This is a genomic window from Calyptranema fuscum S582 (assembly GCF_055793305.1).
The window spans coordinates 17765-38912 of the sequence record NZ_JBSLYH010000040.1 but is presented as its reverse complement, the minus strand read 5'-3'; the positions used below and the strand labels follow the sequence as shown (position 1 = coordinate 38912).

The 21148-nt window shown below is 47.5% G+C and carries 21 protein-coding genes and 1 pseudogene; 13 read left to right on the top strand and 9 right to left on the bottom strand.

Annotated elements, in window-relative coordinates; translation table 11 throughout:
- Positions 1-86 precede the first annotated feature (86 nt).
- From ACR6Z4_RS23265 to ACR6Z4_RS23255, 3 genes are read right to left on the bottom strand one after another with little or no spacing between them, the layout of a single operon-like run.
- On the bottom strand, positions 87-467 hold the full coding sequence (locus tag ACR6Z4_RS23265) for a response regulator (RefSeq protein ID WP_479719718.1): 381 nt from the start codon (positions 465-467) through the stop codon (positions 87-89).
- The gene (locus ACR6Z4_RS23260; RefSeq protein WP_479719717.1) at positions 464-3571 is read right to left on the bottom strand and encodes a PAS domain S-box protein; all 3108 of its coding nucleotides are present in this window, start codon (positions 3569-3571) and stop codon (positions 464-466) included. The genes ACR6Z4_RS23265 and ACR6Z4_RS23260 overlap by 4 nt, the downstream gene beginning before the upstream one ends.
- A 15-nt stretch (positions 3572-3586) precedes the next feature.
- Positions 3587-5416, bottom strand: coding sequence for a response regulator (locus ACR6Z4_RS23255; protein WP_479719716.1), 1830 nt, complete (start codon positions 5414-5416; stop codon positions 3587-3589).
- A 204-nt stretch (positions 5417-5620) separates the two neighbouring features.
- Here ACR6Z4_RS23255 and ACR6Z4_RS23250 point away from each other — a divergent pair, with 204 nt between their 5' ends.
- The 9 genes and pseudogenes from ACR6Z4_RS23250 (at position 5621) to ACR6Z4_RS23210 (ending at position 12739) form a co-directional block, all read left to right on the top strand.
- Positions 5621-5833, top strand: coding sequence for a reverse transcriptase domain-containing protein (locus ACR6Z4_RS23250; protein ID WP_479719715.1), 213 nt, complete (start codon positions 5621-5623; stop codon positions 5831-5833).
- A gap of 25 nt (positions 5834-5858) precedes the next feature.
- The gene (locus ACR6Z4_RS23245; RefSeq protein ID WP_479719714.1) at positions 5859-6944 is read left to right on the top strand and encodes a hypothetical protein; all 1086 of its coding nucleotides are present in this window, start codon (positions 5859-5861) and stop codon (positions 6942-6944) included.
- A gap of 86 nt (positions 6945-7030) precedes the next feature.
- Positions 7031-7462, top strand: coding sequence for a hypothetical protein (locus ACR6Z4_RS23240; RefSeq protein ID WP_479719713.1), 432 nt, complete (start codon positions 7031-7033; stop codon positions 7460-7462).
- A 317-nt stretch (positions 7463-7779) separates the two neighbouring features.
- Positions 7780-9897, top strand: a complete 2118-nt coding sequence (locus tag ACR6Z4_RS23235; protein ID WP_479719712.1) for a hypothetical protein — start codon at positions 7780-7782, stop codon at positions 9895-9897.
- Between the two features lie 181 nt (positions 9898-10078).
- Positions 10079-10225: a transposase gene (locus ACR6Z4_RS23230; protein WP_479719711.1), complete on the top strand. Its 147-nt coding sequence runs from the start codon at positions 10079-10081 to the stop codon at positions 10223-10225.
- 59 nt (positions 10226-10284) lie between these two features.
- Positions 10285-10803 (top strand): annotated as a pseudogene (locus tag ACR6Z4_RS23225) (transposase); the annotation flags it as partial.
- Positions 10804-11323: 520 nt separating this feature from the next.
- Positions 11324-11473, top strand: coding sequence for a hypothetical protein (locus ACR6Z4_RS23220; RefSeq protein WP_479719710.1), 150 nt, complete (start codon positions 11324-11326; stop codon positions 11471-11473).
- A 331-nt stretch (positions 11474-11804) separates the two neighbouring features.
- Positions 11805-12443, top strand: coding sequence for a ParA family partition ATPase (gene parA, locus ACR6Z4_RS23215; RefSeq protein WP_479719709.1), 639 nt, complete (start codon positions 11805-11807; stop codon positions 12441-12443).
- Entirely contained in the window at positions 12437-12739 is a 303-nt protein-coding gene (locus tag ACR6Z4_RS23210) for a hypothetical protein (protein WP_479719708.1), read from the top strand. The genes parA and ACR6Z4_RS23210 overlap by 7 nt, the downstream gene beginning before the upstream one ends.
- 604 nt (positions 12740-13343) lie before the next feature.
- Here ACR6Z4_RS23210 and ACR6Z4_RS23205 read toward each other — a convergent pair.
- From ACR6Z4_RS23205 to ACR6Z4_RS23180, 6 genes are all read right to left on the bottom strand, one after another.
- Positions 13344-13589: a hypothetical protein gene (locus ACR6Z4_RS23205; protein ID WP_479719707.1), complete on the bottom strand. Its 246-nt coding sequence runs from the start codon at positions 13587-13589 to the stop codon at positions 13344-13346.
- Positions 13590-14218: 629 nt separating this feature from the next.
- Positions 14219-17470 carry a plasmid replication protein, CyRepA1 family gene (locus ACR6Z4_RS23200; protein ID WP_479719706.1) on the bottom strand — a complete coding sequence of 1084 codons (3252 nt, stop codon included), beginning with the start codon at positions 17468-17470 and terminating at the stop codon, positions 14219-14221.
- A 216-nt stretch (positions 17471-17686) separates the two neighbouring features.
- Positions 17687-17890 (bottom strand): hypothetical protein, encoded by a 204-nt coding sequence (locus ACR6Z4_RS23195; protein WP_479719705.1) that lies wholly within the window; start codon positions 17888-17890, stop codon positions 17687-17689.
- A 273-nt stretch (positions 17891-18163) separates the two neighbouring features.
- Positions 18164-18331 carry a hypothetical protein gene (locus tag ACR6Z4_RS23190; protein WP_479719704.1) on the bottom strand — a complete coding sequence of 56 codons (168 nt, stop codon included), beginning with the start codon at positions 18329-18331 and terminating at the stop codon, positions 18164-18166.
- A 361-nt stretch (positions 18332-18692) separates the two neighbouring features.
- Positions 18693-19019, bottom strand: coding sequence for a hypothetical protein (locus ACR6Z4_RS23185; RefSeq protein ID WP_479719703.1), 327 nt, complete (start codon positions 19017-19019; stop codon positions 18693-18695).
- A 10-nt stretch (positions 19020-19029) separates the two neighbouring features.
- Positions 19030-19212, bottom strand: coding sequence for a ribbon-helix-helix protein, CopG family (locus ACR6Z4_RS23180; RefSeq protein ID WP_479719702.1), 183 nt, complete (start codon positions 19210-19212; stop codon positions 19030-19032).
- A gap of 221 nt (positions 19213-19433) precedes the next feature.
- Here ACR6Z4_RS23180 and ACR6Z4_RS23175 point away from each other — a divergent pair, with 221 nt between their 5' ends.
- The 4 genes from ACR6Z4_RS23175 (at position 19434) to ACR6Z4_RS23160 (ending at position 21095) form a co-directional block, all read left to right on the top strand.
- Positions 19434-19967 carry a hypothetical protein gene (locus tag ACR6Z4_RS23175; RefSeq protein WP_479719701.1) on the top strand — a complete coding sequence of 178 codons (534 nt, stop codon included), beginning with the start codon at positions 19434-19436 and terminating at the stop codon, positions 19965-19967.
- A 91-nt stretch (positions 19968-20058) separates the two neighbouring features.
- Positions 20059-20382: a hypothetical protein gene (locus ACR6Z4_RS23170; RefSeq protein ID WP_479719700.1), complete on the top strand. Its 324-nt coding sequence runs from the start codon at positions 20059-20061 to the stop codon at positions 20380-20382.
- Positions 20383-20430: 48 nt separating this feature from the next.
- Positions 20431-20754 carry a hypothetical protein gene (locus tag ACR6Z4_RS23165; protein WP_479719699.1) on the top strand — a complete coding sequence of 108 codons (324 nt, stop codon included), beginning with the start codon at positions 20431-20433 and terminating at the stop codon, positions 20752-20754.
- A gap of 71 nt (positions 20755-20825) precedes the next feature.
- Positions 20826-21095, top strand: a complete 270-nt coding sequence (locus ACR6Z4_RS23160) for a hypothetical protein (protein ID WP_479719698.1) — start codon at positions 20826-20828, stop codon at positions 21093-21095.
- Positions 21096-21148 lie beyond the last annotated feature (53 nt).

The following is a 21148-nucleotide window of genomic DNA, read 5'->3' as shown; positions in this document are numbered from 1 at the left end:
CACCGCCTCTACAGGATGAATTTGACTTCATCCTAGAGAAAGAGTTTGAGGAAACTTTGAAGTCAGGTATGAATCATTGCTGACCGTCACAGCATCCACTCAAAGACTGCTGCCACCTGATCTACCAGGGCGATCGGGTCAAAGGGCTTTAAAATAACCCCTGCAACGCCTGCTTGAGCAAATTTCGCCCGATCTTCTGGTTGCACTCTGGCAGTCAGCAGCACCACAGGAATTGATCGCGTGACAGCATTTGCCTGCAACTGCCGCAGTACTTCCAACCCATCCATACCTGGCATTGACACATCCAGCAAAATGCCGTCGGGTAAAGCGGTTTGAGCTGCCTGCAAGCCCTCGACCCCTGACGCTGCCGTTAAGACTTCCATCCCACCCAATTCCTCCAGACAACCCTGGATCACTTCCAGAATCATCGCTTCATCGTCGATCACGAGCACCCGTTTGGCTGTCATAGTGTTTCCTTCGCTCCTACGTCCTCTGCCACCAGCGGCAAAGTAAAGTAAAATGTACTTCCTTTCCCTAACACGCTCTCGACCCAAATGCACCCACCGTGCTGCTCCACAATTTGGCGACAGATCGCCAAGCCGAGTCCCGTACCGCCTTTGTCACGGGAGTCAGACGCATCAACTTGCTGAAAGCGTCCAAACACAGTTTCTAGCTTCTCTGCGGGAATACCGCGCCCCTGGTCTTGGACTGAGAAGACAGCATGAGGATGGGGGGAGGAGGAGGACAAAGCGGTTGAAGGTGGGTTTCGCCCTACGACATCAACGCTGCTACCGCCCTGCTTGTCTGACTCCATCACGGCTACAGCAAGATCGATCTTGCTGCCTGCATCAGAGAATTTGATTGCGTTGCTTAAGAGGTTGGTGAGGATCTGGATAATGGCATCGGGGGCTGCCCACACGGAGAGGGGTAGGGGCGTAACGTTGAGGTAAACCTGGTGTGCTTCGGCATAGACTCGCATCGCGTCGGCAGCTTGCCGCATCAGGGCAGCGGCATCGCAGGCTTGCAGGGCGAGTTTCATGCTGCCGGATTCTAGCCGTTGCAGGTCGAGGATGTCGTTGACCAGGCGCACCAGGCGATCGCTCTGTTCAGCGGCAATTTCAATCATCCGGTGTTTTTTGTCAGGCTTTTTGTCATAAACTCCCCGCAAGATTAACCCCAGCGAGCCGCGAATGGCAGTTAGTGGGGTGCGGAGTTCGTGACTGACGATGGAGATAAACTCGGTTTTCATGCGGTCTAAGGCACGTTGCTCGGTGATGTCGCGAACAATTTTGGAAGTACCGATAATGGTGCCTTTGGCATCTTTTACGGGCGAAAGCGTGAGTGCAATGTCAACCATCGTGCCGTCTTTGTGCTGGCGGACTGTTTCGTATTGCTGAATTGATTCTCCCTGACGGATTTGGGTTAAGAGCTGCGCTTCCTCATCCAGGCGGTCTACAGGAATGATCAACCCAATAGGCTGACCGATCGCATCTGCGGCTGAGTAGCCAAATAGTTTCTCAGCGCTGGCATTCCAACTGACAATTACACCATCTAATGTTTTGCTGATGATGGCATCTTGCGAGGAGGCAACAATCGCAGCGAGGCGGGCTTGAGTGGCTTCAGCTTGTTTGCGATCGCTAATGTCTCGCAGAATGGCTGTAAAAATGCGTTCGTTGCCCAGCGTCAAACTAGAAATCGAGGCTTCAGCAGGAAACTCACTGCCATCTTTACGGCGACCAGAAAGCTCACTGCGCTCTCCCATTTGTCGAGCAATTTCAGGCGCTTGCATAAAACCGCTGATGTGGCGCGGATGGCTATGGGCAAAGCGTTCTGGTAAAAGCAGGCTCAACGGCTGACCCACGACTTCTGCCGCTGCGTAGCCAAAAACCTTCTCGGCTCCTTTATTAAATAAGGTGATTTGTTGTTGTGCATCAATCGAAATAATGGCATCATTCGCGATGTCTACAATGCCAGCGAATCTTGCCTGGGATGCGGTTAAGGCTGCCTCAGTGCGTTTGCGATCGCTGATTTCAACCACAATCACGCCGATAGCATTTACCGCATTGGTTGCATCCAAAATGGGAAAGTAGGAGGCTAACCAATGCCGTACTAGTCCAGGTTGACTCGGCACTTCGCCTGAAACTTCTAGATTGAGAATGGGCTGTCCAGTGGCAAGGATGCGGTGAAACAAGGGTTCAACAATGGGTGCCATGTGGGGCAAAATTTCGGCAACAGTGCGACCAATATGCTTTTCTACAGGCTGCCCATTAATAGCAGCAAGGGTTGCATTGATCCGCAGAAAGCGCAGATCATGGTCATGAATGCAAAGACCGATTGCCGCCGAAGACGCTGCGTTGAAAAAGCTATTCAAGAGTAGATTTGATTGTTGGAGTGCAAAGGTGCGTTCGGCAACCCGTTGTTCCAGATCAGCATTGAGCTGCTTGATTTCTGCTTCTGATCGCTTCTGCTCAGTAATATCGCGTGTGACGGCTAGAACCTGTGTTGTTGCTTCACCGGGAAAGTGTAAGGGCACAGCATGAGACTCTAACCAACAGCGAGTGCCCCGGAAGCCAATAATTTCAAACTCTAAGATGCCTGGTTTTCCTTCAGCGACCTGATGGATAAACGCTAGAAATGCCTGTTGGTGGGCAGGGGCGATGAGTGGACAAACATTCTGCCCACGTACCTGCTCTAGACGATCGGCTTCGATCATGGCAAGTCCCGCAGGATTCATCTGCTCTACCACACCGTCGGCTGAGACAATCTTGACGCATTCGGGTTCAGCCTCAAAAATGGCGCGGAGTTGCTGTTCACTGCGAGTAAGCGCTATTGCTGCCTGTTTGCGCTGGTCAATATTCATAATCGTGCCGGACATTCGCACCGCTTGTCCTGCTTCGTTATAGGCTGCCTGCCCTCTGCCTTCCAGCCAATGAATGCTTCCATCCGTCCAGATCACGCGATACTCATGCTGATAAAGGGTACGGTGATGTAGCGCTTGCTGGATCGCCTCGCTGAGGATGGCGCGATCGTCTGGATGCAGTCGAGCCTCAAAGGTTTCATACCGACCATCGAAGCTGCCGGGCACGAAGCCAAACAACTGTTCGTGCTCTGGTGACCAAACAATTTCCCCGGTGACAATGTTCCAATCCCACAACCCCATCTGGGCAGCGGCTAATGCCATTTGCAGACGATAGTGACTTTCCTGAATTGACTGCCGACTGAGTTGCTCAATCGTGGCTTTGCTTTGCCGTAAAGCGCTGTTGAGCAGGTTGAGGACAAAGGACACCAGCGCAAAGATCCCCAATTGTAGGATATCGGTGGGAGCAGCCGTTGTGAATTGGTAAAGGGGTGGTATGAAAAAATAGTTGATTGCGAGAGTCGAGAGGACGATCGTCACCATGCCTGGTCGAAAGCCACCATACAAGCTAGTGACGATCACAGCAAGATAAAAGAATGCGCCTATGGTGCGCTCCAGAAAGGGCTGTAGCCACAAGGAAAGCAGTACCGCGACCACTGTAGAAGCAATCGCTACCCCATAAGGAGGCAATCGACGGTCGATCGTAGAACGCATGGATACTCCCCACTGCTACTCAGTTTGAAACCCGCTGCGCTTTAAGCGGTGTATGATTCGCGGGGCTAAATCTGTAGCCGTCATGTCTTTACTCAGGTAGTCGTCAGCCCCAGCGGTGAAGGCACGTTCGATTGCCTCCGCTGAGGTATGTGCAGACAGAAACAAAATCGGCAATCGCTGCCACTGAGGGTCACTTCGTACTGCTTGGCACAACTCCACACCATGAAAACCTGGCATTTCCAGGTCTAGCAATAGCAGGTTAGGAGTGGTGGCTGTCAGCACTTGCCAAAACTGCTGGGGGTCACTCAAGCTAGTGACCTCTACCCCAAAAGGTTGCAATAGGTGCGTCAGGTTGGCTGCGATCGCGCCATCGTCATCCACCACCAGCACCCGATTGTGATGCGATACTTGCATTTGATGCAACACATCCGTCACGGCTTTCAGAATTTCATAGGTTGGCAATGGTTTTTGCAAGAAGACACAGCCTCCCAACCGTACTACTTCTAAGCGGCTGGCTAAATCGCCCTGTCCCGTGAATGCCAGTACCGGAATTTTGGGCGATCGCTGCATCAATTCCCGCAGCAGCATAAACCCATTCTCTGCACCCGGAAAATTCAAGTCCAGCAAAATTATATTTGGGGGAGACTGGGCGATCGCTTTGCGGGCAACGGTCAAATCAGTCGCGACTTCAACTCGCAGCCCCCATGTGATCGCTTCAAGTCTGACCCATTCTGCCAACATTAAGTCATCATCAATTATCAAAATTAACGGAGCATAGGCGCTTGTCTCTAGCGTTAGAGGGGTTGGCTGAGGCTGCTCCAGCATCTGCCGCAAGGATGCCGCCAGCTTGTCGATGTGTTGCACCTGTACTGCCGTCAACGTCACCGCTGGGTGCAGCAACACCTCCAACTCTTGCGCTAACTGCGACCCAGCCATGAAACCAAAAATACCGAGCGATCCAGCTAATTTATGTGCCTCCTGCTGGGCATACTGTCGATCTACTGGGCTAAGTTGAGCGCTCGTCAAGGCTTGCGCAGCCGTCTCTATGACCATGACCTGTGCCAAGATCTTGTCCCGGTACTTATTCCAGACTGTAGACGTTATTGTCACAGCCGTTTGAAGTTTGACTTCCCTTTGCTTCCCCGTGAAGGCTAAAGTGGAGGGTTCTACTGCCTGAGCTGGCGTTCTGAGTCGATAGCCCAAGCCGTAAACCGTCTCAATTAAGTCTGCGGCACCTGCCGCTTTAAGTTTTTGGCGCAAGCATTTAATGTGAGTGCTGACGGTTTCTTCTCCCGGCGGTTCGGCAAAGTCCCACAAGCGATCGAGCATGGCACTGCGGCTAAAAATGCGTTTGGGATTGAGCAAGAATAGTTCCAACAGGCAATATTCTTTGTGGGTGAGCCTCACTGACTCGCCATTACAGGCGACTTTGTTACTGACCGTATCAAGGTGTACATTTTCCCAAATCAAGACCGAGGTGGTAGCAGCTTCCCGCCGTAATAAGGCACGCACACGCGCCAGTAGCTCCGGTGGATCGAAAGGCTTGACCACATAATCATTGGCTCCTGCATCTAATCCTATAACGCGCTCATTACTACCCGCATTAGCCGTCAACAGCAAAATTGGATACTGGTAACCCTCTGCCCGTAACTGCTTGCAGACACTCAGTCCATCCAGTTTTGGCAGCGATACATCTAGCACAATCAAGTCATAGGCAAACTCTCTGGCTAACTCCAGCCCTGTTTGTCCATCCGTTGCTATGTTAACCATATAGTGTTGGGCAGTCAGTAGCTCAGCCAGCACCGAACCTATAAGTTGGTCATCTTCAATCAGCAGAAGTTTCATAGGCAATCGCGGTTCACTTAAACTAGAACGGGCTGATGCGGTGCTGAATGAGATCTTAAGCATTCCCCGTTCTGATCTCGATTTTATCCATTTTGAAGCGAAGCTATTTTTGGCGGTATCTAGATCGCAGACAGGATCGCAAACTGGTAGTCCTAAAGATGTAAGGATGGATCAGACAACACTACCTCAAATATTTTATGTCGATTGCTCTCCTATGCCGATGATCTGTTGGTTATCCATCCGGAACGGCAGGTCATTGAACACACTCAACAGCTACTGGGCAAGTGGTTAGGAAAGATGGGATTGGCATTCAAACCAAGTAAGACCCGCATCTGCCACACCTTTCAATCACTCCTCGTTGCGCGTTCGCTTCAAGGATGCCAACAACAAGTGAAGTACAATTGTTCTGACAGTTAATTGGCGGCTTTCCTCGTAGTTGGCTATGGCGGCTAAACAGCACACCTACTCCAATTCAGCCTTTGAGTTTGAGTCCCTGAGCCTTTTCGAGCAACGGGACTGGATTGCCCAGCACCTTATATGCCCTCCGGCTCTACAAGAAATCCCACTCTTACTGGTGCCGCAGAGACACCTCTTATTGCCTAAAGAGCGTCTTCAAAGGTGTCCTGAAGTCGTTTCCGCGTTACAAGCTTGGCAGCAGTTAGCACGGCAAGATGATGTGCGCTTGCTCATCCGTAGGAATTGGATCCCGTTTGTTGAAGCTTATTTCCCAGACACCGAAGCAGGCCGGGAAACGTATCAAATAGCGAAAGAAATCGGTGCAATTCCAAGGCAGTGTGGCATTATCCCGACCAATCAAAACCAACGCTTTTGGTTAAAAACAATCCACTATCTTTGGCAAGCGCAAGGTTTACTTTTTGCCCAAAAGCTGTCCAAGTTACCTAATGACCTACTTCAAGAGAACATTGATCGCTTACGTCAGTATCTTTCTGAACAGAGCTTTAAGAATGCGGTTCATGCCGCAGAATCAAATTTAGCGTTGTATAAAGCAATCGTAGATAACTTCGAGTACCTGAGAACCAACAGCTTTGACAGGATACAGCAGCAGATCTTTTCAACCCCCTGGTTATTGTTCAAAGCGATTGAAAAAGAAACCTGTCAGACTGGCTGGAAAATTGGTCCAGCAAGCCATGAAATTAATGGACTGTCTCAGGATCAGCAAAAGGAATATCTACAGATCAAAAGTTATCTGATTGAGGATAGACCTTGGTTGGCTGGTAAACAAGTTCAAAAGGGATTGCGTCGCCCCTACCAAGAAGACGCAGCCGCTTTCACTGCGTATCTAGGACAAAACGGCTTGTATGGACAAATCATCTTGGCTTTGAGGAGTAAACCCTATAGCGCTGAACTTGAAGACTACGCTAAATCCATCCGTAAACATAAAGATGCCTATTTGGACGATTTACAGTGGCGCAATGGGCAACCCTACAAATACAAAGTCACCAGTTCACCACAACCTGTCGAGGCTGATGTCGATCTTGGTGGATACATACGATGGTACTGGCGATAGCTTAACTTAACTTAATAGATTACCTAAAACCGCTTCAAGTAGGGCTAGATCCTTTTTCCTGTAAATGGCAGCTTTCAGGAATTAGGATGCTACCTAATAGAAAAAATTCAAATAGATCCCGTCGTCCTCATCAACGTAAAAAAGCGTTGACAGGGCATAAATCGATGCGCGGAGTCCCAGAGCTCTACGAAACTGTCAAGGAGCGGTTTTATGCCCGTCTCACTGAGCAGAGTTCGGATGGCATCACTGCGCTATCCGAACAATTCAGCCTTTCTAGGAGTGAACTGCTAGAGCAAGTTGGCAGACAGATTATCACGGTCAAAATCACAGCCCGAGCCATCAATCAAGGTAATCAAAAAGAGGCAAGAACTCAAACGCCTCGCTGTTTTTCATTAACAGTTACTAGCGTCCAAGGTCTTGATGAACTGGCCAACCAAGCAGGCATTACCAGACGAGAATTCATCGCACAGCTTGGGCTGGGAAATATTCAGATTGTTAGCAAAAATAATCTACTGTAATAAACCTAAAACCATAGGGTCTTAGCATTTATTACAGCTCACTTTTTATTGAGCTAAGAGCTTGAATTTTATTGCTTTTATTTTAGTAAAAATGACTGCAATCTATAGCCATCAAGCTATTTGCAATTATTACATTGTTGACGACTATAGGAATCAAAAATCATCGGTTTCATGAAAAAAGTAAGCTTGAATAATAAATCCATAGACTCTATAAAAATAGACTCATCTTGATTATTTATTACGTGCATTACATGCAGCAATTATGACGGGTTTTGCGCCACATTCACCCTTTTTTACTCACCATCTTGAGGTTTATTATGAGCAACGAAAGTAACTGCTATAAATCACTACAGGAATACTTCGCTGAGATTAGAAATGAGTTACCTGAAAAACAGGCTAAGCAGCTCATTAGCGAAACTGAATCTGGCGTGATTCGGATTTTTCTCGAACTGTTAGATTTCTCTCATAAATCGGCTGGTCGCAAGCTGACGGCTGAAGATAAACAGCGAGCGTTCGCCTATATGGAATCATTACCGGTGAGCCTCTTCCCGAAAGCCCTCAAACTGCTCAATGAAGTAGAGGATGGTCTCGGACTCAGTCAGGCGAGCTTTAGGACCTATTCAGCGCGGGTGCGCAAGTGGATCGCTTGGTCAGAGGCGAGTGGCTACTGGCCACTCTGCCGAGCACAATCTCTTGAGATCCAGGCTCAGTGCGGTCCTAAGCGGCAAAATATTTACGGAGAAATGGATAATGTTTACCTAACCGAACGCCGTGGCCTTTATAAAGCCTATGCGCTTACATTAGAGGATGCACCGGTACGTATTCAACAATGGCGAAGGCGAACCTTTGATTTTTTGGTGAAAATTCACCAACCGGGACGGACATTCGACGCGATCTCAGATACGGCTGCAAACCGGTACTTAACTTGCATTTACCGTATCTTGGGTTGGCTTAAAAACCATGAAGGCATTCCGGAGGCAGAACTCAGCATTGACTTGATTTTCCCGCGCATCGATAAGGCTGAACTGCTTTCTCTCAGTGCAGTTGCCCAAAAAGAAGCGTGGCGAGAGCTCCAACTTGAGCTTGAGACGATGCTGTGCAACTATCAGGAGTTCTTACACCATGTGATGCAGTCTTATAGTCCTCATACCTGGAAAGGAATCTTGAGTGCTGTCAAGGCCATTGGGCGCGTACAGTACGCCCATTGGGTGGAAACGGAGAATGAGTATGACCATCTGCCTATATTTAGGTCCTTACAGAAATACTTCCAAGTTGTTTTCCAAGAACTTGATGAATGGATGGAAGGCGGAGAATCCGTTGCTGACTGGAGTAAAAAGTGGCCCGACACGCCAGAGGGCATGACGGCGTTAGAGATCGTGCAGGAAAAGGTGGTGGAGCCGATTCGTCAGGAGTGTCTACCGCGCAATTATCGGGGAGAATTTCAGAAACCCCACCACCTGGCCCACAAATACCAGAACTTTCTCAAACTCGCTTTGATTGCCATCAATCCTCCACGGCGCTCCCAAGACGACCGCAATACGCGTATTGCTCTTAGTTGTCCGGTCACGAGACCTCATCAGGTGCCGGCTGAGGGGTGCTATTATCCACTGCCCCCTGATTCAGTCCGGGAGCAGAACCGGCGCAGAAAGGTCACCGATGTTTACCTGTATCGTACCTATCAATTTTGTGGCAGACACTATCCCGATGGGGTTTGGGTGAGGGACATTCAGGGCTACAAAACGAAGCGGAAGCATGGACGGTTTCAGGTCATTTTGCCCAATCGCCAATTTCACGATGGTCGCTGCCTTTATGACTATCTAGAAGAATATCTCGAGGGGCTGTGGCTACCAGGGCCTTTTCCAACGCGCCGACTCTATCAAGGAACTAAGCCGGAATTTCAGGGCAAAATGGGCCGATGGATCACTCAGGGGCGAGCGGAATTCAACCCTCACGATACAACAGAACAAGCCGATGATGGGTGTGTGTGGCGATGGGGATATCTCTTCGTCGGAGTAGAGTCTGGGGAGCTGATGACTCATGGTGGCTACGCCAAATCAATTCGCAGTAACTCGTTTCGACTCATTGGCAAGAAAATGACGCCCCATACTTTTCGCTACATTTGGGCTACCTGGGCAATTCAAGTAGGTCTGTCTGATGCGGAATTACGGGCATTGGCGTACATGATGGGGCACAGTGTTGAGACCCTACGGCGAATTTACGAGCGTTGCACGCCGTCAGAGAAGCAGCAGATTATTGAAGATGCGATCACCCGCAGGCTTTGTCGGCCTTTACCAGACACCGTTGATGACAAGGTGTACACCGTTGACCAATTACTTCAATTCGCCAAGAAGTTAAGTCATCAGGACCTCTGGCAGTTCTTTAAGCGCTTATACAGGCACCTGATAGGACAAGACTTTGATGGGCAGCAGACTTGATTGATCCTGTCGAAAACCCTGTCAAAAAGGTCGCTTTTGGGGTTGAGTTAGACTAAGCCGGACAGTCGTCTGCCCGACTTGTCTGCAAAACCGGACGTGAACCGTTAGATTCTGAAGTGGTCCTCAAAAATTGGACAGGGGGTTAAGCTCTGAACGACACCCAAGATGGTAGGAGTAGTTCATGAGTAACAAACGCAAACAATACAGTTCCCAATTCAAAGCCAAAGTCGCCCTGGAAGCTATTCGAGGCGAGAAAACCGTTTCCGAGTTGGCCAGCCAGTACGAAGTGCATCCGACAATGATTAATGACAGGCATCTTGGCGGGTGACGACAGGTGTGGCTCCTGCCACCCCTGTCGTCACCCGCCAATGTCGCTGTCGTCTGATAATCACGTATTTGCCAGTTTTGAAGGGTCATTTTTACCTGGTTGCCATGATGGATTGGTTTAGCCGTAAAGTTCTTTCGTGGAGGATCTCTAACACGCTCGATGTCACCTTTTGTTTGGAGGCACTCCAGGAGACGGTGGCGAAGCCTGCACGAAGTGCGTATCGCCCTTTATGGCAAACCTAAGATCTTCAACTCAGATCAAGGCAGTCAATTCACCTCAAACTCCTTTACAGCTTGCCTAAAGGCGGCTGGAGTCCAGATCAGTATGGATGTCGAGGACGTTGTCACGACAACATCTTTATCGAACGTCTATGGCGTTGGCGAAGCCTCTCCTTTGGAGAATCGCTGAAGTATGAGTTGATTTATTTGATGGCGTTTGAAGACGGAATTCATTTGAGCAAAGAATTCCAACGATGGTTTCATTGGTATAATCAAGAGCGTCCACATCAAGCATTGAAGTATCGCACTCCAGAAGTTGTCTATTGGAAAACGCGATCGCCCTTTAAAGAAGAAGCTTGAAAATGGACATGGAGATCTCTCATTTCAGAGCTTAGAGATCCCTCAGAATTGTCCAACCGATTGGGTCCACCTCAGTCTGGTCTCAGGGGCTGTTTTTTTTGCAGACTGCAAAGGAAGCAGGCGAGCGATTGAAAGAGGCGGATGAACGCCTTGATAAACTCGGTTAAATTGTGTCTCCCATGGCGATCGCCCTTTGAATTTTACTTTCAAGGATATTTACCTTTTGTATTTTTCGTAAACGACATAATCAGGGTTTCAGCGATTAGACACAGCAAAGTGAGCCGATTAATTAATCCTTATCTATCTAAAGAAAGGGGAGATCGCTGAAACCCTTATTCTATCGTTAATATATAAGTTTTACTTAATTTGTCTACGCTGTTTACGTTGTTTGCCTATTTTTGCTTAATGCTGACAAAAAACCGAATTAGCATAGGATTGTCAGCGTATACCGAGTAGACAAAATGGGAAGTAAAAAGCAGTCTTTTTCTGTCCGGGTTTCGGACGAATGGAAAAACAAATTATGGACTCTTGCGATTTATTGGGCGTCACCCAATCCGAGTGGCTAATCGATGCGATCGCCTCTGCTCTCGGCAAGCAGTCCGATAGAATTTCTTCGTTGCCAGATCGGGTAAGTGCCTTGGAGAAAAAACTGAATCGGTTAGCTAATTAACAGGCGATCGCCTGTTAACCTTGATATACAAGGATTTCTCTTAAAACGCGATTTTAGGGGCTTAGAAACGATTTTAGGCGAAGGATGGGAACAGTATATGGGGCATGGCGATCGCCTGTTATAGGCGATTCTGGAAGGAGTATTTTTGGGTGAATGCCTCAAAAAAGATAAAAGGTTTTAGCCAACCGAATAATCGGTTATTTGATTAATCAGTTAAGGGATTATTTGATTAACTGACTCACTGCTCTTGAAAATTAACCCATAAAATAGGCGTTTAACCGGATGAATGGTTAAACGCCTATTTGCTTAATCACTTAATCACTTAATCGATATGATCCTAACTGTTGCCAGCCTCAAGGGTGGCACTGGCAAAACTGTTTTGAGTTTACATCTAGCACACGCGATCGCCTTAGCTAAGTGTCGAGTTGTGCTGATCGACTCTGACCCTCAAGGCAGTGCATCCAATTGGGCTGCTGTCAGAGAAGATCCACCGCCATTTGTTGTTGTGGGGATGGCTCGTAATACCCTACACAAAGAATTGCCTGAACTGCTGAAAAATTTTGACCATGCTGTTATTGATACGCCGCCGCGTGTGTCAGCATTGGCTCGATCTGCGATCGTTGCATCTGACCTGGTATTATGCCCTGTCCAGCCGTCTTCGTTCGACGTGTGGGCAGTCGGTGAAACAATTACTCTTATCCAAGAGGCAGAACAGTTTAAGCCAGATATCAAAGCCGCTTTTATTGTTAATCGCAGAATTAGTAATAGTGCGATCGGACGTGAAATGACAGCGGCTCTCTCTGAATACCCGTTTCCAGTTCTGCCCACTGCGATCGCCCAACGAGTTGCATTTGCTGAGTCCTCAGCTGGCTATACCGTTATGGAAATGTCACAGTCGAGTAGTGCGGCAAAAGAAATCAAGGCTTTGAGTAAAGATATTTTGAAGCTGATGGGGTTAAAAGCATGGTGAAACCTACTAGAAAAATAGTGAGCAAGCCTACTGCCCCCACACCCCAAGCGGATAGCTGGGTATCGTCTGGAGGAATTGATCCGGAAATACAAAGCTCTTCATTACCTGTTGAGCCGAAAAAAAGGGGAAGAGCTAAAGGCAAGCGCTCCGATCCAAACTATATTCAGATAGGCGTTTATGTCCCGAAAACAATTGACAAGCAGGTGAAACGACTGCTGATAGATGAGGATCTGGATCTCTCAGAGCTGGTCGCACAACTGCTAGAGCAGTGGATAATCAGCAAATCGGTTAAGTGATTTACTGATTTGCTGATTATTCGATTAATCAATTTCCTTTTGGATGTGATGGGATATAGTACGCTCGCCCTTTTTGTGTGGCGCTAGTCAAAATTGTATACAATCGGTGCCACACAAAAATGATGGGGGAGTGGGGGAAAGTTGCCTTCTCCTAAAAAGTTTTCAGATCCCTCTTAGATCCTTTCTGGGTCTACTTTTGCCCTCTTGATGCCCTCTTATATCACTTAGGGCGATCGACTAAAAAAAAGTGACGGTACTGTTTTGGCACTCTTTAGATACCTGAAGAGTATTTTTCGATAATCTTCAAAGCCCCCTGAGCCGTTTCGTACTCGTAGCCACGGGCTTTGATCTGAAATCGCCTCCAATGTTTGTCATAGGTTGTTTTGTGCATAAATTTTGGCTTCTTTGGTGGGACCGCTAAACCGAAAGTCAGGCTATCACAGAAGCGACAAAACCAAACTGGGTCTTGCATAGCTTTCGAGAGTTTTAGCGCCGCAGATTCCAGCTCCCTGTATCCCAGATGGCTCACCTGGGAATTTCGATAATTCGCCCCCCCCGATCGGGGAAACCCCAGCAACGCACTCCCTACAGGTAAAAAGTGGCTTCAAACGCCGATAGATTTTGGTGCAACGGCGATCGCACCTAGGACAAACGAAAAAACCCCGATGCCCCCCAGAGTTGCCTTTGCCCAGTGCAACTCATAGGGCACTCCCTTGAATGTGTAGATCGGCATCATCAGGGCGATCTGCCCAGAGTCTTTTAATGCGTTAAAGTCGAGCGATCGCATTAAGTCTAAGGTCGGTTTTTTCGTGATCCTTCGGATGTATCGACCGCTCCCAAAACCACCCATTTTTTGACCTCTCCAGAAAAAACGATTATTTACCCTAAATAATTTGGGAAATTATGCAACTCACGAATATCGTAACTTAGATCAGGTGTGATTGCACTTTGTCTTAATCGTAATGGTTATAAGTTGTGATATCAGCAAAAATAGGGTTTGAACCTTATCATTTACTGTCATTTTAGGCTGATGGGTGCTGACAGAACACACGGTGTGAATGTTAGGATTTGCTATGATTTTCTTTGACAAAATACATGGTTCCGATGTCAGCAAAAGTTAGCATCTTTTAGGGCTACGCGATCACCGCAATCGACCCTTGAAAGTTAATGTTTGTTAATGCTTTTAGGGGTTGATTGCGGCAAATATACAGCTCTAGATGTCAGGTTTTGTCAGGGGTTTAGGGGGCTAGGCAGCTATTTTGTTCTGAGATGGGGCTAGGCAGCTTAAAATAAAGGAGCTTCATAAATATCTGTAGCTCTCAGAGTGTCAACGAGGAAAATTCTGGGGGCTATTTTTACTGCAATCAGCAGATCTTGTACCCGGATCTCATAAACACCAACGCAGCAAAGTAGGCAAAGATAGACTGCGGCTGGGAAAAGATTTTGACCCGATTTAATGGCGATCGTGCTACATAAGGGCTATGCGATCGCCATTTCTCGGATCGGTTGCAGATCTGTAAGCAGATACCAGCTTACAAAGTTGTGCCCAGATACCCGCGCCTCATCCAGGTCAATCACCTCGATCGCCCCTTCCCTTCCATCTGGGCATTGAACGCGATCGCCCACCTTAAATGGGGGTGTTTCAAGTGGCACATTCGGAGAGGGATTTTTAGCACCCAACTCAATGGGGGTGTCACCCCCTCCGTTATATATAGAGTTATTAGGGGGGGTGTCCACCCTAAACCCTTGGTATTGCTGGGTTTCTTGCTCAGTTTCCAAAATAACAGGGGGGGTGACACCCTCTCCTACGGGTTTCTCAACTGTCACACTCAGATCGGGTAAATCGGCATAAAAGCGATCCTTCCTTCTGCCTAAGATTTCCATCAACTCATCCCAAGATTGCTGGCAGATTTCGATCTGTCTAATCTTGCTCTTACCCTTCCGGCTGGAGATCGTCTTTACCCCGACCTGATTACAGACCTGGCTGAATAGCCATAGGTTTTGAGTGATTTCCTTCTTTCGGATAATCTGCGCCCGTTCCTTCTGAGGTCTGTTTAGCTCAGCCTGAGTAAGCTTGATTTCTGGGATTGAAAAACCTAAGCCAGCTTTGACAGAGGCTCGATGCAGCCTCAAAAAGTCACCCAACTTCTGAAGTTCTGGGTCTGTTGCAGTGTACGCCTTTCCCGGAATCAAGATCTCTCTGATGCCAGTAAGCTGCCTCAATCGATTCTCAAGGGTTGCCATGCTTAGATCTGGAATCCATAGGGATTGTTTCCAGAACGCTTGCCTTTCGATCGATTTACAATCTTTGAGAGCATCAAGACCTGAGTAAAGAAGCATCTCAAGCTTTACAATCTGCGATCGTCTTTTACCCTGCTGATCGGCAGAGATTATGGATGATTCCAATTCTTCAGAGTCAATCTGGTAGAACTGGGAAATTTTATGGCGCTCTAATGCCATCCGATCATCAAGGGATTCAATCACTTCCAAATCTTCAAGCCCCTCAACTTCATCCTGCGTAAGAATTCGAGCCGTTGCAACCGAATCGATCCGTAACTCTTTAACCTTGTCTTTCGACGCTTTGAGCTGATCTTTTTCAGGCTGGCTAACCTTCCGGGTGTCGAGCGTGACGGTGTTGCCTTCGGCTTCGAGCCTCGATAATGCCGAATCTCTTAAGCTCCACATGGCGCGGTTCTGATTGGCTTGATATCGCGCCCATAGGGTCAGATGGGGGTTATCACTCCAGTCAAAACCCGTCACAAACGGCAAAAAATCGGGGTTCAGCTCCGAGCGAATTAAGCAGGTATTCTTGTCGAATTTTTGCTTGAGGAGATCGACGATTTCTTGGGAGTCTGAAGAGCGGGAAACTGGGCAGAAGTTGTTACCTGACTTGCTCACCCAAACAACCCGATCGACCTTCGCTCTTACACGCTCGATTGCTTGAAGAACATCGCCATCATTGGCGACGCCGCCGTCAAAAACGCCAACCACGATATCAAAGTGATCACGCTCAATACTCACGCCAGTTGCCAACGAAGGCGTAGCAATGACTACCTGGAACTCAGCAACCCGCTCGTTGATACTGGAAATGAAATCGATCGAATCTTTAGATCCGGATGTATCAGAATCGATCAGCTTTACCTTTGTAGATTCAGGCAATTGAAGCTTAATAGCTTCTGCCGTCTTTTTGCTGTCTGTAGCAACGTACACCTGTTTCCCTTCTGCAACTGCTGCAACGATTTCGCTAATGACGCTTGCAGGTGAGTCGCTAACGTCAAATCGGCAATTGTACCCTACAGACTTAAATTCATTCTTGATCAGGAATGCCTTAGAATCTTCACCCCGCAAGCGCTCAAAGTATTCGATTGTTGCCGAATCCAAATCTGCATCAGCAATGATGATCCGACCAGCAACTTTAACGAGCCAATGCAATCTCGCCAATAGAGCCGATCGCTTTCCATTCTTACTGCAAGTGGAAGATGTCAACAGATGCAACAAAACTTGGACAGCTTCATCGATCACAAGATCGCAACCTCTCCACTGTTCAGGCTGAATGGAAAGCAAGCTATCCACACATAAGCCTAGTCGCCTAACATCGACCCATCCGCCTTTGTCCAAGTACTTACCATCGACCTTATCTAAATCGGCTGACCAATAAGCCATGAGACGATTACAGAGCGATCGCCCTAAACACCGACGATGGGTAAGGATCAGCACCTTCTGTGAATTTTTGATGCAACGGGCGATCGCCTTAGTTTTGCCAGTACCTTTGGCACTGATAAGGGCAATGATTGGGCGATCGGTTGGGAAGTCGTCAATATTGAGCTCTGGGGAATTGAGCCTTAGATCAGGCTGATGCCAGAGCTGAAGGGAGTGTGCCCATTGCCATGCCCAGGGTTTAGTAGGCATGGCTTGCTCATAAGCAGATTCAAAGGCTTGAATGCCATGCCCAACGATTAGATCGTCAACGCCCTTGCCAAGGCTTGAATCCCATGAAGTAACGAATACAGGTTGTTTGCTTGCCTTCTCCAGTAATTGAGAGAAGCGAAGCAATGAAAAGCCTACATTAGTCCGGGTCTGAATTTTCTCGTCTTGGTCGAAGGCGATGTAATGCTTCCGATCTGGGCAAGCAAACTCAGCAACTTCAGGGTGAAGTCTGCGGATATCAGCACCAGCACTAAATGCATCGAGTTCTTGTTTTCTTACTCCAGCATCAACGCCCGTTAGTGCGATCGCAACAAACCCGTGAGAGAGTAAGCAGAGCGCTTTTTTAGCGCCCTCAGTCCAGATAATCGGGACTTCTGGATTCTCCTTCACCCAGTCCCAAAAACTGCCTTCCAGCGGCACTTTCAGCTTAAGCCGATAGGCTATCACTAATCGAATCTCAGAAGGTACTTTAGGCAGGTAAGGAGTCGCACCCGATCCGACTGGGCACTCGTACTTCTTGATCTTGCCTTTTTCTTTGTCGAATCGAGGATCGCTTAATTTAATTTGCCATGGTGAGCCATCCGCATTGAGGATAATAGCCCCGTGAAGGGTTGCCGTTACCTTCCGACCGAATCTGGTGTATTTCCAGTTCAGAGCATCGTGTAACGGTGTGCTGACATCATTACCACTGCCCACCTCAACATCAGACGCAATCTGGATATTTGATTCATACATAGAAGGCGCGATCGCACTTCTATATGTAAATTCGTCTCTAATTTTTTGGGTAAAAGAATTCAGGTGCATATGCGATACCCCCCGAATTCTGTGACGCTCATGCCGTGTGAGCCAAGGCAAAAGCCTTCAATCCGCAATCTTCTGAACTCTTTCCAGTTCGTGACCTGCTTGTGATCCTCGAAGCACTGAGCGCAAACCCATCGACCCGTCGAAGGTCGGGTTCCCTTGTTCTTTGAGAGTAAAAATCGATCGTGATTGCAATGTCTGCATCGATCGTGGTGGTGGCTATTTTTCATTGCTCACCCCTTCCCGATCGCCGTTTTCCAGCATCCACAACTGAAATAAGGCTTTGGCTTCGCTTTTTGGGATGCCCCAAAACGAGGAATGCTTGATCAGAGAAAACCTACGCTTAACCGGGGACTCGATCTGAGCGATCGCACGGAATCCCTGGATTAAAACCTGAAACTCTTGATCGAATAAGGGATTCATCACTTAATCCCCCCGTTCGATAACGAGGCTCTATCCAGAATCACCTCATTGTCCGGTGGTGTTTGGGGTGATTCTGGTCTAAAATGGAACTGAAGCGGAGAAAAACTTTTAAAATAAAAAACTTGCCTATTATTAGGCTGAATCGCTAACATTGAACTGTGCACCTAAAAAGTGCCCCTTGATCCGGCATTTTGATTTCGAGTTTCTGACGCTCTTGAGTAATCAAAATCCGGCTGGTTAAAACAAAAAATCAATGCCGTTGCTTAGCTCCAACTAAGCAACGGCATTTTGATTTTTTTGGAGATATTCAGACACAGCTAATCGAACTAGCGCATTCAGCTTGGCATTCTTTTCAGATGCCAACGCTTCTAATCTGGCACGATCGCCTTTTTTAAGGCGGATGCCAAAGGCTTCTCCAGTATCAATTCTTTCGCGCTTCATAACGACTCCAAAATCGCTTAATAGTTTCATGTTAGTCTAGCTCAAATAATTTGTGTACACTCTCAGCCAGTAAATTTGAAAAAATACAAATTTTGAGCTTAGCCGCTCAGATCAATCTGAGTGGAATTGCTGCTACGCGATAGTTTGGCACAGTTTTTACTAACAACAGTTTTGCACAGTTTTTACTAACAGCAACTTCTTTGTTGTTTAATAAAATAGTTGTTATTCTAACTTCCAAAAATAGCTAAATAGGTATATCAGGTAAGGAATTCAGCGATTAGTGCGATTGCACTTTTCATTGCTTAGATTGCTCCTGGTTATCTTGAAAAATTGCCTTGCTGGGTCGGGAGGGGAGATCACCTCATGCCGCTAATCGCTGAATAAGGCTATTGATCGTTTGTTGCTGTTGCGCAGCTAGATTAATCATTTGGCTCACGTTTTGCCGATCTGTTTCTACGATTTGAGCCAACTTATCAATCTTTTCACCCAATTTATCTAGGTTTTGGTTCGTGGTTTTCACCTGAACTGTAAGCTGCCCCATGTTTACAGCCAACCCTTCAACAGTTTTTGCAAGAGATTCCATCCGTTCAATGAGCCGCCGATCCAGGGTTTCGATCCGAGCGTCGATCAGTTCTAATTTGGATTGATCCGGATCACGCATTGGGATTTGTTCTTGTTTTCGGGTCATGGCGATCGCCTCACTTCTTAGTCTTCGATTTTTGATCTAGATAGCCCAAAATTATTCGTTCTACCAGGTTTGAGAGCGATCGCCCTTCCTCTGAAGCCAAAGCTTCAAGGCTAGCTCTAGTCTCTTTTTCACAAGTGAATGTGATTTTTTCTCGTTTGGTTGGCACTGCCGAATCATAAGTATTTGCGATCATATTATCTCCGTTTTCTAATCTAATCCTAATAGTTCGGAACCGTATTGACAAGTTCCGAACTATTACACTAGCATGACATCAGAACAGTTCAGAACGGTTCAGAAACAAGAGTAGAACTGGGATGGACAAGAAACCGCACAAGAAACCCGTTCCAAAGTTGTTCCAATCCGTTCAAAACAAGTTTTTTCAATGTTCTCAGGTGTTGATAAGGAAGCAAAACAATGATTTCCCTCTCGCAATTTTGCAAAAGCAACAACATCCCCAAATCGACTGCATACGCTCGCTGTAAAGAGTTGGGGATTGATACCAGCAATGGTCTTGACGAATCGGCTCAATCAGCGCTAATCCGGGAATTCAACCTTAAACCGATCGCGCCTCAAGTCACAGTAGAGCAAGGCTTTGAATCAGAATCGATCGCGCTATCGGTACCCACATCTTTTTCACTGGCTCAATTCAAAACCGATCGCCTGACCCAAGCGATCGCAGATCCAGACGAGTTTCTTAATGGTGTTTCTGCCATTGTCCAGGGGCTTAACCTTGCATTGGAACAGGCAGAAACAAAGCAGGAACAAGAATTGAGCCAGCTTAGAGCAGTAAAAAAGCAAGCCTCTGAACAGCTTCAAGAAATTAAGCAGAGAGCAAACAGCTTCAAGCTAAAAAACGATTTATTGGGGATGCTCCAACAACAAGAAATGGGGGAGTTATCCGGCATCGTCAACCAGATCCAAAGCCTGGGAAAGCCCCAAGAGTCTTAATCCTGTCGATCGCCCTTCTCATCATTTGTGGAGGTGCTATCGCCCTTTTGCCCGATTCATATCAATGCCCATTACCAACGGAGATCCAAAGATGAACCCCAACGAGGCTTTTGAAACTGAGATGAACGAAAACCCAGAATCCTTTTACCCAGAGTCAGATTTGCATGAGGATGATTACTCTGACGCTCTTGTAATCCAACAATACAGACCCCCTTCGTGGTGGGTCATCAGACGCCGCGCCCACAACTTCTTTACAGGCTTGGGTCTTAGCGGCTCGCTCGCCTTCCTATTACTGCTGATGTGTTCTCAAGCTTCCAGTGGAGAACAGAAAAACGAGTTTGTCAGATATGCGGCGATCGCCGCCTTAACAGGATCAAGTAGCTTTGCTGTTGCCAGCGCTTTCAAGCCCTTGTAGCCTTTGCCCGATTTTAATGAACACAATTCTTGCCAATGGAGATCCAAGATGAACACCAGCGAATTTTTTCAGCTTCCCGATGAATCCGATCTTCCCGATTGGGAAAAGGAATTAAATCAGCTTCTTGAAGGGCTTGATTTTGATCTTGGCATCGAAGCCCCTAAATCCAAAAGCACTCGTCCAAGTTTCCCGAAGTGTGCAAGGTGCAACGCCCTGATGCACTTTACCGAAACTCTAAATGCAGGTGAGGAGGATGAAGAGCATTGCTTCTGGTGCCCAAAGTGCGGATGGGATACTCCTCATTCAGCCGATTCAAGCACTCAATTTTCTATCGATATCGAAGATTTGTTGGCAGATTTGATTTCAGAATAATTGGCGCTTTTCTCCGACCAAAGATCCGAGCGCCAATTACCCAAAAAACCTTGTTACAAGGATTTACCCTAATGTTAATCGAAAAGCTTCAAAACTATGCAGGGCTGGGCATTGAAGCCGCAGTTGCCCTTTTACTCCACACCATCGATCGCCGCTTCGTCTCTCATCTCGCTTCAGTAAGCATCGATCCTGGCTTGAAGGCTTTGATCGAAAAATACAATGCTGATGCCCAAAGCCTCACTGAGCAGGAGTTTTACGAATTTTGCACCTGGCAGTTTGAGCAGTTGATGTCTCATCCTGCCAACCAAACTCGAAGGGTAGGCATTCTCCAGCCCAAGTAACACGCGATCTCGCCCCCACTGCTTTTGGAGGGGGTTATTCACCATGCAAACGA

Excerpts from the sequence above, each read along its gene's own strand:
- ACR6Z4_RS23265 (WP_479719718.1), bottom strand. The coding sequence starts at position 467 with ATGACAGCCAAACGGGTGCTCGTGATCGACGATGAAGCGATGATTCTG.
- ACR6Z4_RS23260 (WP_479719717.1), bottom strand. The coding sequence starts at position 3,571 with ATGCGTTCTACGATCGACCGTCGATTGCCTCCTTATGGGGTAGCGATT.
- ACR6Z4_RS23255 (WP_479719716.1), bottom strand. The coding sequence starts at position 5,416 with ATGAAACTTCTGCTGATTGAAGATGACCAACTTATAGGTTCGGTGCTG.
- ACR6Z4_RS23245 (WP_479719714.1), top strand. The coding sequence starts at position 5,859 with ATGGCGGCTAAACAGCACACCTACTCCAATTCAGCCTTTGAGTTTGAG.
- ACR6Z4_RS23240 (WP_479719713.1), top strand. The coding sequence starts at position 7,031 with ATGCTACCTAATAGAAAAAATTCAAATAGATCCCGTCGTCCTCATCAA.
- ACR6Z4_RS23235 (WP_479719712.1), top strand. The coding sequence starts at position 7,780 with ATGAGCAACGAAAGTAACTGCTATAAATCACTACAGGAATACTTCGCT.
- ACR6Z4_RS23230 (WP_479719711.1), top strand. The coding sequence starts at position 10,079 with ATGAGTAACAAACGCAAACAATACAGTTCCCAATTCAAAGCCAAAGTC.
- ACR6Z4_RS23220 (WP_479719710.1), top strand. The coding sequence starts at position 11,324 with ATGGACTCTTGCGATTTATTGGGCGTCACCCAATCCGAGTGGCTAATC.
- parA (WP_479719709.1), top strand. The coding sequence starts at position 11,805 with ATGATCCTAACTGTTGCCAGCCTCAAGGGTGGCACTGGCAAAACTGTT.
- ACR6Z4_RS23210 (WP_479719708.1), top strand. The coding sequence starts at position 12,437 with ATGGTGAAACCTACTAGAAAAATAGTGAGCAAGCCTACTGCCCCCACA.
- ACR6Z4_RS23205 (WP_479719707.1), bottom strand. The coding sequence starts at position 13,589 with ATGGGTGGTTTTGGGAGCGGTCGATACATCCGAAGGATCACGAAAAAA.
- ACR6Z4_RS23200 (WP_479719706.1), bottom strand. The coding sequence starts at position 17,470 with ATGCACCTGAATTCTTTTACCCAAAAAATTAGAGACGAATTTACATAT.
- ACR6Z4_RS23195 (WP_479719705.1), bottom strand. The coding sequence starts at position 17,890 with ATGAATCCCTTATTCGATCAAGAGTTTCAGGTTTTAATCCAGGGATTC.
- ACR6Z4_RS23190 (WP_479719704.1), bottom strand. The coding sequence starts at position 18,331 with ATGAAGCGCGAAAGAATTGATACTGGAGAAGCCTTTGGCATCCGCCTT.
- ACR6Z4_RS23185 (WP_479719703.1), bottom strand. The coding sequence starts at position 19,019 with ATGACCCGAAAACAAGAACAAATCCCAATGCGTGATCCGGATCAATCC.
- ACR6Z4_RS23180 (WP_479719702.1), bottom strand. The coding sequence starts at position 19,212 with ATGATCGCAAATACTTATGATTCGGCAGTGCCAACCAAACGAGAAAAA.
- ACR6Z4_RS23175 (WP_479719701.1), top strand. The coding sequence starts at position 19,434 with ATGATTTCCCTCTCGCAATTTTGCAAAAGCAACAACATCCCCAAATCG.
- ACR6Z4_RS23170 (WP_479719700.1), top strand. The coding sequence starts at position 20,059 with ATGAACCCCAACGAGGCTTTTGAAACTGAGATGAACGAAAACCCAGAA.
- ACR6Z4_RS23165 (WP_479719699.1), top strand. The coding sequence starts at position 20,431 with ATGAACACCAGCGAATTTTTTCAGCTTCCCGATGAATCCGATCTTCCC.
- ACR6Z4_RS23160 (WP_479719698.1), top strand. The coding sequence starts at position 20,826 with ATGTTAATCGAAAAGCTTCAAAACTATGCAGGGCTGGGCATTGAAGCC.